Annotated in this window: 13 protein-coding genes; 8 read left to right on the forward strand and 5 right to left on the reverse strand. The window is 34.4% G+C overall.

Translation table 11 applies throughout. The features are described from left to right. Positions 1-66 precede the first annotated feature (66 nt). Positions 67-630: a GGDEF domain-containing protein gene (locus BJL90_RS01175; protein WP_169824176.1), complete on the reverse strand. Its 564-nt coding sequence runs from the start codon at positions 628-630 to the stop codon at positions 67-69. A gap of 1,543 nt (positions 631-2,173) precedes the next feature. Continuing rightward, positions 2,174-2,404 carry a DUF3953 domain-containing protein gene (locus BJL90_RS01180; protein WP_070963565.1) on the reverse strand — a complete coding sequence of 77 codons (231 nt, stop codon included), beginning with the start codon at positions 2,402-2,404 and terminating at the stop codon, positions 2,174-2,176. 225 nt (positions 2,405-2,629) lie between these two features. Here BJL90_RS01180 and BJL90_RS01185 point away from each other — a divergent pair, with 225 nt between their 5' ends. The 8 genes from BJL90_RS01185 to tnpC all read left to right on the forward strand — a co-directional run bounded on the left by BJL90_RS01185 (position 2,630) and on the right by tnpC (position 7,138). Further along, complete coding sequence (locus BJL90_RS01185; protein WP_070963567.1) at positions 2,630-2,989, forward strand: YcbK family protein; 360 nt, start codon at positions 2,630-2,632, stop codon at positions 2,987-2,989. Positions 2,990-3,002: 13 nt separating this feature from the next. Beyond that, entirely contained in the window at positions 3,003-3,410 is a 408-nt protein-coding gene (locus BJL90_RS01190; RefSeq protein ID WP_070963569.1) for a hypothetical protein, read from the forward strand. Between the two features lie 57 nt (positions 3,411-3,467). After that, positions 3,468-3,692, forward strand: a complete 225-nt coding sequence (locus BJL90_RS01195) for a DUF1659 domain-containing protein (RefSeq protein WP_070963570.1) — start codon at positions 3,468-3,470, stop codon at positions 3,690-3,692. 38 nt (positions 3,693-3,730) lie between these two features. After that, positions 3,731-3,952 (forward strand): DUF2922 domain-containing protein, encoded by a 222-nt coding sequence (locus BJL90_RS01200; protein ID WP_070963572.1) that lies wholly within the window; start codon positions 3,731-3,733, stop codon positions 3,950-3,952. Between the two features lie 467 nt (positions 3,953-4,419). After that, positions 4,420-4,677 (forward strand): hypothetical protein, encoded by a 258-nt coding sequence (locus tag BJL90_RS01210; protein WP_070963576.1) that lies wholly within the window; start codon positions 4,420-4,422, stop codon positions 4,675-4,677. Between the two features lie 80 nt (positions 4,678-4,757). Next, the gene (tnpA, locus tag BJL90_RS01215; protein WP_081561990.1) at positions 4,758-5,096 is read left to right on the forward strand and encodes an IS66 family insertion sequence element accessory protein TnpA; all 339 of its coding nucleotides are present in this window, start codon (positions 4,758-4,760) and stop codon (positions 5,094-5,096) included. Then, positions 5,090-5,440 carry an IS66 family insertion sequence element accessory protein TnpB gene (gene tnpB / locus BJL90_RS01220; protein WP_070963578.1) on the forward strand — a complete coding sequence of 117 codons (351 nt, stop codon included), beginning with the start codon at positions 5,090-5,092 and terminating at the stop codon, positions 5,438-5,440. Before tnpA ends, tnpB begins: the two co-directional genes overlap by 7 nt. 72 nt (positions 5,441-5,512) lie before the next feature. Further along, positions 5,513-7,138: an IS66 family transposase gene (gene tnpC, locus BJL90_RS01225; protein ID WP_081562101.1), complete on the forward strand. Its 1,626-nt coding sequence runs from the start codon at positions 5,513-5,515 to the stop codon at positions 7,136-7,138. Positions 7,139-7,492: 354 nt separating this feature from the next. Here tnpC and BJL90_RS01230 read toward each other — a convergent pair whose 3' ends face one another. From BJL90_RS01230 to BJL90_RS01240, 3 genes are all read right to left on the reverse strand, one after another. Beyond that, complete coding sequence (locus tag BJL90_RS01230; protein WP_070963580.1) at positions 7,493-8,002, reverse strand: hypothetical protein; 510 nt, start codon at positions 8,000-8,002, stop codon at positions 7,493-7,495. Between the two features lie 153 nt (positions 8,003-8,155). After that, positions 8,156-9,979, reverse strand: coding sequence for an HNH endonuclease (locus BJL90_RS01235; RefSeq protein WP_070963581.1), 1,824 nt, complete (start codon positions 9,977-9,979; stop codon positions 8,156-8,158). A 183-nt stretch (positions 9,980-10,162) separates the two neighbouring features. Then, positions 10,163-10,879, reverse strand: a complete 717-nt coding sequence (locus BJL90_RS01240; protein ID WP_070963583.1) for a M48 family metallopeptidase — start codon at positions 10,877-10,879, stop codon at positions 10,163-10,165.

The following is a 10,879-nucleotide window of genomic DNA, read 5'->3' on the forward strand; positions in this document are numbered from 1 at the left end:
CTTCATAGGCCTTTTGTCTTGCATTCACGGTTCTGTTTTCCTGTATTGTAAATTTCTACAAAAAACTTAAAACTCCTTCTGTTTTTGACATTTTTCTCTGTACATATCTAAGTCTGCCAATTGAATAAATTCTTTTAAAGTAAGTTTCTTATTGTAGCAATATTCATAAAAACCTGCACTTAAGCTAATAGAGTACATCAAATTTCTTTGTGTGTTAAATTTTTCTATCTTGTTACATATTCGCACCCATATTTTCTTGGCTTGAAACTGTTCTGTATTAGGAAATACGACTACAAATTCATCTCCACCAAATCTAAAGATAAAATCCTCTTTCCTAACATTTCTTTTTAAAATATTGCTAACATCCACCAATAATTGGTCTCCAGCACAATGGCCAAGTCTGTCGTTTACCTCCTTTAATCTATCGATATCAATAAAAGCAACCGTGATATTTTCCTTAGTTATTAGTGCTCTCTTCATTTCACACTGAAGCTTTTTAAACCCTTCTATTTTATTCATAGTGCCTGTCATTTGATCTAATGAAGCTTGTTTCCTCCAAACCACCAATTCTTTTTTTAACTGTAAAATTTCTTTATCTTTTTCTTTTAATAGCTTACAATACTTTTTCATATAACCTCTCTCCATACTTTACATCACCCCAAAGACTTGACATTTTTATATTATTAATTCTATTTTACATATTTTAAAGGACATATTCTGTCTACCTGTATTTCTATGTGAATTTTTTAATGTACAAATGCATTTTAATATAGCGGCAAAGTCTGTAAGGTTGTGACCTATAAAGCCATCCCTAAAATATTTTAAAGATTTTATTTCAATAAGGTCTAGAGTTTTCAACCTATGGATGCAGGTAATACGTTACATGTTCTCATACCTGCAAGGGAAGTGATTTTCTTCGCTTGCTTCTTTAAAATTCAAAGCAACTGAGGGTGCTGTAAGCAGTCTTCCCTACCCTAAAAACTTACCTATATCAGGGGAAGTCTGCGGAGAAAGTAGATTTTTTCAACTAAGCAAAACCCTAAAGCTGGACCCCGATAGGCTTGTGGTCAACTCCTCTAGAAACTTACTATAGCCAGTTGTCCATCAAGCCAAGACCACAAAGCCTCACCCTAACCAGTAGCAGCAGTAAACTTTGTGGTTATGTGGTCAGCTACCCCAGAAAATCACTCCTTAGGGCTGTCCATCATATCCACAATGTCAGCAGGGATGCAGTGCATCCCCACCTTTTGGACCTCAGAGATACACCCTAATAAAAGACCCTAAAGCTAGACCCCGATATCCCCCAACTATTTCCTAAATGTCCGTTTAAAGAAAGTGCAGCGGTAGTTGCGATTTTTGCAACTATTTTTTAAACATGACATTTAGGGAAAGTGGAATAAGGATAGGATCTTCCCCAAGGATAAACCCCACATGATCCTATCTTTATGGAACGTTAGTTGGGGGATCCGACCCCAGAGGTGGACCCAAGTCGGAACAGTCTGCCTCTTCTTTCATTGTTACTACTATGGAGGCAGGCTGTGGAGAAGGCCCCGAAAGATAGACCCAGCCACTAGAACAGTCTACAGCCCTACTCTAGATGCATACCATAGGTGCTGTAGTCTGTGGTAGTGGGGGTAGACCTTCCCTAGAGATAGACCTAACGAGTGGAGTAATCTGTTTTTTCCCATAAGCCCCTAAAGGTATTGTTTATTAAGAAAAACAGTTTGTGGAGGGAGTGGCAGCTAAAACTTCGAAGGGATGCAGGAAAAAGCGGAACAGTCTGCCTCTACTTGCATTGTTACTTTCACTAGAGGCAGGCTGTGAAGCAAGGCCCCAAAGATAGACCCAGCCACCAGAACAGTCTACAGCCCTACCCTAGACTCACACTCTAAATGCTGTAGTCTGTGGCGGTAGCGACAGATTTATCCTAAGGACTGGAAGGAGTGGCAACAGTAAGACTCCATAGGAGCAAATCTTCAAAGGATCCTCTGCTTTTTACTACTTCCTGACAGATTCTTTAAAGGTTTGCTGACCCATGAGGTCTTTTACTGACATAAGGCATATTTCCATATTCGTCAACGTAGACGTTTTTCTATTAAAAAGATAATGTACGATGCTATTGTAGTTATGTAAAAAAATAAACTTCCTCATTTACCAATTACATTCCCTCATACTAATTAAAGAAAGTGTAGATAGCCACAAAGATATTAAATGCAGCTACAAGAAACAGCATATAGGCAATGGATTTTCTTTTTCTCTGTAGTTCAGAAAGACCTAAAGCCAGTAGCATTGCTCCTAAGGAAAAAATCATATAAGGCATTACCCCAAAATTACCTGTTACTAATGAATATATAGCTAATATCGTTGTAATTACTGAAAATATTATTCTTATGACCTTTAACAAAGTATATCCCTCCCAATTTTTATATCCATTCCTTCATTAAATCTACATATTATAATCTTCTAGGCCCAACCTATAAAACCCCTTGATCTCTATTCTATCACACCTACAATGGAATCTAAGTAAACCACTCATTCATCATCTTCCCATCATCCCCTACACATCCACTGAATTTTTCAAATCCCTACTATATAATATATTAAAGTTCTCTACAGAAAGGAGGAGCTTATGAACAATATTCAAATAGCTAAGAACTTCAATCTCAAAGAGTTCCAGTGTAAGGATGGAAATCATCAAGTGAGAATCGATAGCCAGCTATTATTAAAGCTACAGCAACTAAGAGAACAACTAAATGCTCCTATCTTCATTACTTCAGGTTATCGAAATCAGGAGTATAACACAAAGGTCGGTGGTAGTCCCAGTAGTCAGCATCTTCTAGGAAGGGCAGCTGATATTCAAATAAAGGGCTATTCTCCTCAAGAAGTGGCAAAGGTAGCTGAAGCCATTGGTTTTAATGGTATTGGCATCTACAAAACCTTTCTTCATGTGGATGTTCGAAGAGGGACAAAGTCCCGATGGTATGGATAGGAGGTGAAGACCCATGCCCCATACAAGTATGATTGCTAAGGTTAAAAAGATTGATATTACCAATAAAGTCACATCAGAAAATTGGAGTCAGACGATTTCTATTACTCTAAGCGATATTGAGCTAAATGATGAGAATTTGATTGCCATCCGTAAATTTAGACCCAATGAAGAAGTAAAAGTCCAGCTACAAAGCCTACAGCTTACCATGGAGGAGGTAGAAGAGAGAGAAAAACTCAAAAAAGAATGTCCCATGGTAGGAGAAGTTCAGCCCTCCATAGAGGATAGTAAAAAAACAGAGGAACCAGAGATAGAGGATGTAACAGAAATTCCAGAGGAAGAGCCCCTTTTTCACATTGATTATGATGAATCACCGCCAGACCCCAGTAAAATACTGAAAACCTTTGATTTTTCTAAAACTTAGTTGTACAATATACTGCTTTACTGCAGTAAGTAAATTATAGAAGGGAGGGAAGAATTCATGGCAAGAAAACTTAATGAAACAAGAACAGCTTCTGCTAGATTCATTACCGCTACAGATCCCATCAGTGGCAGTCATAGCTACATGACCCGATCTATCGCCAACTTTAAGACAGACGCTCCAATAGAGACGGTCTATAATGTAGCTGGTACCATTGGTCTACTTTATGCCTATACACTACAAAAAATTTTCATGGCAGAGCGATGTGAACTGGTTGAAGACTAGGGGGCATAAAAAATATTAAATAGAAAGGGGGGAAAACTTTGGATAAATATCTAAGAATGGTTTTTAAGACAGATGAGGATAAACTGGTAAGCCTTCGGGTATCCGATCCTAAAGAGGATCTGACCGACAGTGAAGTAAAAGCCGCTATGGAGACAGTGATTGCCAGTGGGGCTATTATTTCAAGTTCTGGGGAACTGGTGGCCATTGACAGTGCTTATTTAGTAGAAACTTCTACTACGGAGCTGGAGGTAAATAACTAATTGACTTTATAGCTATCATTTAAAGGGGGGACTTTCCCCACTAAGCTGTATCTTAAGGCATGGGGGAACCCATGCCTTAATTAAAATTATTATCACTATAGGAGGTGGTATCCTTGAGGTCAATTAAAAGAAAGAAAAGCCCCATCAGTTGGTCTAAGATTTTGTCTTTATTCATCTTTTTCATTATCCTTGCGGTCACATTGTTTCTTTATAGAACCTATGGGGAAGTCCTTGCAGCAAGGGGGAATGCCTCTCAGGAGATCTTAAGGACAGAAGAATCTAGATTATTACTTTTTAGCTTCTTTCTGCTACATATTACTTTTTTCTCCCTAGCTAGTCTTCAAAAGCACTTATGTAAAAGAGATAGAACAAAACAACTAAAATCTACTTCCCCCATCATCTCATCCGAACTTCATCATCCTAAACTACTAATCCAATCCCCTGTCCATAAGCAAGAGGTATAAAGGTTGGAGGTTATATTGGGAGAGCTTCTCTTTTTAAGCTATATTTATCTCTTTTGTTTTCTAGGCGCCTTGTCTAAGGATCTATTGGAGACTTTTTTAGGGAATATAGAAGAAATACTGGTTATGAAAGTTATCGTTTCTTCCCTAGCAGTAGCTATAGTCCTCTATGGTGGTTCTGATAAAATTTTAGAAAAAATGGCCTGTAAGCCCTTTACAGCATTGTGCTATATTATGGGGTTGGTTAGTTTTGAGGTTTTGTAAGCGCCAAAGAATTTCTACCTAGATTGTACCAGGAAGCTTTGCTAGAATAACAGATAACAAGCAATAGGGAGGTATCTGTTATGACAAATGAAGCACTGAACATTGACTGGGAAGATATTTTAGATAAATTCTCTTCTCATGAAGGAAGCATCAAGGCCTTTTGTGAAGAGAATAGTATAAGTGCCCATCAGCTTTACTACAGGAGAAAAAAATTACAAAACAATAACACTCCTGTATTTCATGCTGTTAGCTTTAAAGATAAGGAAGCTGATGAGGCTGTAAATCAAAATATTATTCCACCTAATCCTGTCTCAGCATCAACTATAAAAATTGAAATAGGCAAAGCTAAGATATATATACCAAGCAATGATAAGGTATCTCTATCTAATGTTTTTAAGGAAATCATAGCATTATGCTAAATATAGATAAAGTGGATAAAGTATATTTGGCTTGTGGGGTAACGGATCTTAGGAAAAATATAGATGGACTAAGTATGATTGTACAGACCGAGTTTAAGCTGGACCCTTTTGAAAAGGCACTATTTGTCTTTTGCAATAGGCAGATGAATAAACTAAAGATACTTCACTTTGATGATGGCTTTTGGCTATACTATCATCGGCTAGAAAGAAATAAATTCAGATGGCCTATGTCAAAGGAAGAAGCTTTAAAGGTTTCCATTGAAGAACTAAGGTGGCTGCTTAAGGGGTATGAAGTAAGAACCATATCAAAATTCAAGCCCGTTAAAGAAAGAAATCACTTCTGAAAAAAATACCATAAAACCTTTGTATATATTAAAATTACAAGGGTTTTATGGTATAATTGTTTTGTAAATAAAATGAAAACGGGGATAAAAATGACGAAGATAAATTTACAAAACCAACTGGATGAAAAGACGAAAGAACTAATTTTAAAAATGGAAGAAGAGCTTGAAGCAAAGGATAAGGAAATAGAAAACTTGAAAAATGAGTTAGCTTATCTTAAAAATCAAGTACTTAATAAAAACAGAAAAATATTTGGCTCTTCCAGTGAACAGGCTAATACTATACAGGTATCCTTTTTTGATGAAGCTGAAAAAGATAGTAACTTAAAAGCAGCTGAGCCTACTATTGAGGAAATTACTTACAAGAGAACGAAGCCAACCAGCAATACTGGAAAAAAAGATAACTTAGCAAACCTAGAAAAAATAGTAATTGAGCATAAGCTTGATGAAGATCAACAGTCCTGCAGAGATTGTTCCAGTGATTTAGTGGTTATAGGTAAGAAGTCAAAGGAAGTGTTAAAGTATATACCTGCAAAGCTGTATGTAGAAGAACATCTAACCTACAGCTATGCCTGCAGATCATGTGAAGAAAATAATGATAAAGCAAATATAATTACAACAAAGGCTCCAAAGACCTTGCTACATAAGAGTATGGCATCTAACGAGCTTCTTAGTCATGTCATAAATTTAAAATACCAGCATGCACTGCCTTTAAATAGACAAGAATCCTACTTCAAGATGATGGGGGCAAATCTTTCTAGACAAACCCTTGCCAACTGGGTTATTGGTGCAGCCCATGAACTAGATCCAATTTATCAGCTTATGAAGGAAGAGCTCCTTAAGAGAAACTATATCCAGGCTGATGAAACAGTTGTTAAAGTTTTAGATGATAGGGGCAAGGAGTCCAATAAACAAAAGTATATGTGGCTCTATAAATCCCCAGATAAAGACCAGCCTATTGTCATTTACGATTACCAAAAGACAAGGTCTGGTTCTTGTCCTAGGAATTTCTTAAGTGGATTCTCCGGATATATGCAAACCGATGGTTATGCTGGGTATAATAAAGTTGAAAATGTCAAAAGACTTTATTGCCTAGCCCATATAAGAAGAAAGTTCCACGAAATAATAGTAAACCTAGATGAAGAAGCCCTAAAGTCTTCAAGAGCATTAATAGGGTTTAATTATTGTGCTCAGCTTTATAAGATTGAAAAAGACCTAAAAGAACAGCATAGTGGAAAAGAAGATTTCTATGAGAGACGTTATAAAAAACGACTTAAGGCATCTAAGCCAATAATAGAAGCGTTTATAGCTTATGTAGATAGAGAAATAAAAGATGCTGTTCCCAAAAGTGCCCTTGGTAAAGCTTTGGCATATACCAAACCACTACTTCCAAGCTTCAAAGTATTCCTAGAAGACGGATCTTTAGAAATAGATAATAATGCTGCAGAGCGATCTATAAGACCATTTGTGGTGGGTCGTAGCAATTGGCTTTTCTCGGCTTCTACCAAAGGTGCAGAGTCTAGTGCATTAATCTATAGCATCATTGAAACGGCTAGGAATAATAATTTAGTTGTTGAAAAATATTTACTTTACTTAATGAACCACTTCTCAAATGTAGACCCTCAAGACAAGGAAAGCTTATTAAAACTACTACCTTTTTCAAAGGATCTACCTGAAGATTTAAAAGTTCAAGCTAAGTAAAAATATAAAATCCAGTAGAGTTAGTAACATACCTAACTTCTACTGGATTTATTGTATCAGCTATTCAATTGGATTTCTATACGTCAATTTTTTGGCACTTACGAGGTTTTGGCGAGATATAGTAGTATAAATGAACTTTTTGAGCTGATGGAGGAATTTAGAAGTTGGAGAATAAATAAAAAATAAAGATAAAAGATAGTATCTTATTCGAGAGACATCCTTTATCTTTACCTAATTTATTACGCTATATTAATATTTTTTAATTTCCCACTCCACACCAAAGTATTTATTTAATAACTCACTAGTCTACTTTGTACAGCCTTTTACTTTTCACACCAAAGGAGCAGCATAATTCTACCTTCCTCCACCATAAACTTTGGTATACCCTTCAGTAGGTGCTACTCGAAAACCATTGAATACTTTATATCTAGATTTGCTAATAATATCCTCATATCCTATTTCTTCCAATACTTCAGATAAGCGCTTCTCTAGCCCTCTGTAATCAGTGTTATTAAATTGAGCAAGGGTTATTTTTTTCTTAAGATTATGTAGCTCTTTATGTAAGCTTCGAATTCTTATATACCTTTCATACTCATCAAGCACTTCTTGAGCTTTTATTTTTTCTATCTTTGATAGGTTTTTTATAATATCTTTTTCACTTATATAAAATAATCTATATATCATGGCTACAGATTCATTTTTCAATCCTTTAGGGTGCCCAATATAAACAACATTTTTTTCAGATTTATTGGATAAAGGTTTTAATTGAGAGACTACAATATTCTCATTTTCTCTAATGTCTACAATCAAAGCCGGAAACACCTTGTTGTTCTTTATCTTAACTAAACATATTTGACCTAACAAGCTATCCCTCCATCCTTTTTTTGAACAAACTCCCTATCAAAACATTATGTGAGTGTACCAATCTCTTTATAATCATTTTAATGTGCAAATAGAAATCCATTAATGCCAGTAAGTTAAATTATAATTTTGAAATCTGTATTGTTACCTATCCACTTATACCTTCACATCCACTATCCTATAGGTGTAACCCTCAAAATTAAAGCTTTCATTTAGCTTTTTATACAATAGCTCAGACTGGATTTTATCCATAAACTCTCTATTTTCATATTCTTCAATTTTTATCAAAAATTCTTCGTTTGTATGTATATCCTCTATCATAACATTTGAACCAAAAGCTACTGCAGTGATTTGATTATTTGGATTTTCCTTTTCATTATCGTTTAAAAGTTTTCTGCTATAAATATTCTTTGTGTAATAATCTAGGTATCTTTCTTCAATCCTGTGGCTTATTGTAACTTTTGTATTATTAAGTGGATTGCTTGGGTTGATATGCTTAACTACTCTAGCATTCAAATCAATTGTAATAGCCCCTCTATCAAACATTACATGACAATTAGGACATAAAACTATCATGTTTTCTATAATATCAGGACCTTTATGTTCCCCTAATGGTTGAATATGATGCACTTCAGAAACAAACTCATTATATCCTATTTCTAATTGATTATTACATATTTGACATTTGTTTTCATAAAGTTGCTTTAAATATTTTACAATAGTTATATTTCTTTTACTCCAATAAACTGTACGTTCTACTTTTTCAGGCTTTTTATTCCCTAATAGGTTTTTAAATATTTTATTTCCATCTGTTTTTTTATTTTCTTCACCATTTTTCATAAAATGTGGATTTTGTTGGACTTTTTCGTTATCAATTTTTCTATATTCAAGAGCACTATTACCAATTGGGATATTCTCTAATAGTTTAGTTTCAAGCTCTTTATTATATTTTTCATTGTTCTCTAATAAATTTATATTAGATTTTTCTACCTTATATTTGTTTGATTTATCTAATTTCAAATCATTAAAAGGCTTGGAGAAATCATTGGGTACTTCTTCCTTAGATTTTTTAGATTCTGTCTCGATAGGCCTATAGTATGGCCAGTTTTGATTTGCCGCTGCCAAGATATCCTTTGAAGGATTTTCTATATATTGAATAGCTGACTTAGTTTTTTTCACAGCTTCCAATTTAACTTTTTCTGTTGGGTTTTCTATAAACTGAATTGCATTCCCAGTTGTTCCTATCGCCTCTAACTGTACATTTTCTGTAGGGTTCTTTATATATTTAATAGCATTTCTTGAAGTTTTAACTGCTAATAACTGTATATCTTCAGAGGGATTTCTTAAGTGTTGTATAATTTTCCAATTTTCTTTTATTAATTTATACAACATATCGTAAGATGGGTTTTTTATATACTTAATGGCTTCAGGATTCCTTCTAACTGCCTCACATTCTATTTCTTCAAATAATTCTTCACTAATATCTTCCATCAGTATTTCAATATCAGTATTTGTGAATACTGTTTGTAAATAAACAAATAAAAACTTTGTTGTCATATACTTTAAAGCTGACTTTTTTCCTAGCTTTAGTGCTGCTAGCTGTAATTCAATAGAACTATTTTTTATATATTTGATAGCTTGCCAATTTTTCCTTACTGCCTTTAACTGAACCTCTTCAGAAGGTTTCCTTATATATTGAATAGCCTCCCAATTATTCTTTATCGCTTCTAATTGTATTTCTTCCGAAGGATTTTGAATAAATTTAATTGCCTGCCATGCTAATTCTATTAATTCTGACTTAGTAATTTTCACATTCTTTGTATTTCCATGATAAACATAGTAAAACTCCTCTAATAGATTCCAATATAACCTATTATTTTTATTTAATTCTATAGCTTTATTTATTGCTACTATAGCATCCTTATATTGGCCATCTTCATGGTACCTTCTTGCATTATTATAGAAATTTTTTTCCTTCATAATCGCACCTCACTATTAAACAACCCTATCCTTCTAGCATATATCCTAAGTTTCTTAAACTTCTCTGTAATTAAGCTTATCCCCCAATTAAGCATACTTTAAATACAACTATCATCTATTTTATTCTCAATATAATAATAAATATAGCTTTTGCAATTTGACAATGCTTTTTTTAGGAAATTTCTAATAACTCCACCTACTACTTTCATAGGTAACTTCATTCAACTCATTCTTAACACTACGCCAATTAGGTAGAAACTGGTCCATGTACTCTATAAACCTATCATTATGGTGTCTTTCTAGTAAATGGACCATTTCATGAACAATAATATACTCTAAACATCTAGGGTTCTTCTTTGCTAGTTCTAGATTAATCCATATCCTCCTGCCGGATGTATTACAGGTTCCCCATTTTGTCTTCATTAGTTTTACACCCCAGGAGTCAACCTTCACTCCCATGATACCTTCCCACTTTTTAACATAATTAGGGATGACATCCTTAAGATAATTTCGATACCACTCCGTCATAATTTTTTCTCGTTTTTCTACAGTACTCCCAGGCCTAACATATAAATCAAGATACTTTTTATTACGTATTTCAACCCTTTGCTTTCCAGTGGTTTCAATAACATTTAATAAATATCTATCTCCAATAAAGTAATGACTTTCTCCAGATACAAAGTCTCTTTTAGGCTGTCTATCTTGATGCTCAAATTTAGTTATTTGCTTTTTAATCCAAGAAAGCTTAGAGATTGCAAAAAGTCTAATAGCATCAGGATCCATTTTCTCAGGTGCTGCAATTCGCACCCTACCATTGGGTGGATGGACGGATAGATGGATATTTTTAATAGCTTTTGTAACTACTTCGATGTCAATATTTCCAATTGTCATTTTATCCAT

The sequence above is a fragment of the Clostridium formicaceticum genome (assembly GCF_001854185.1).
Classification (GTDB): Bacteria; Bacillota; Clostridia; order Peptostreptococcales; family Natronincolaceae; genus Andreesenella; species Andreesenella formicacetica.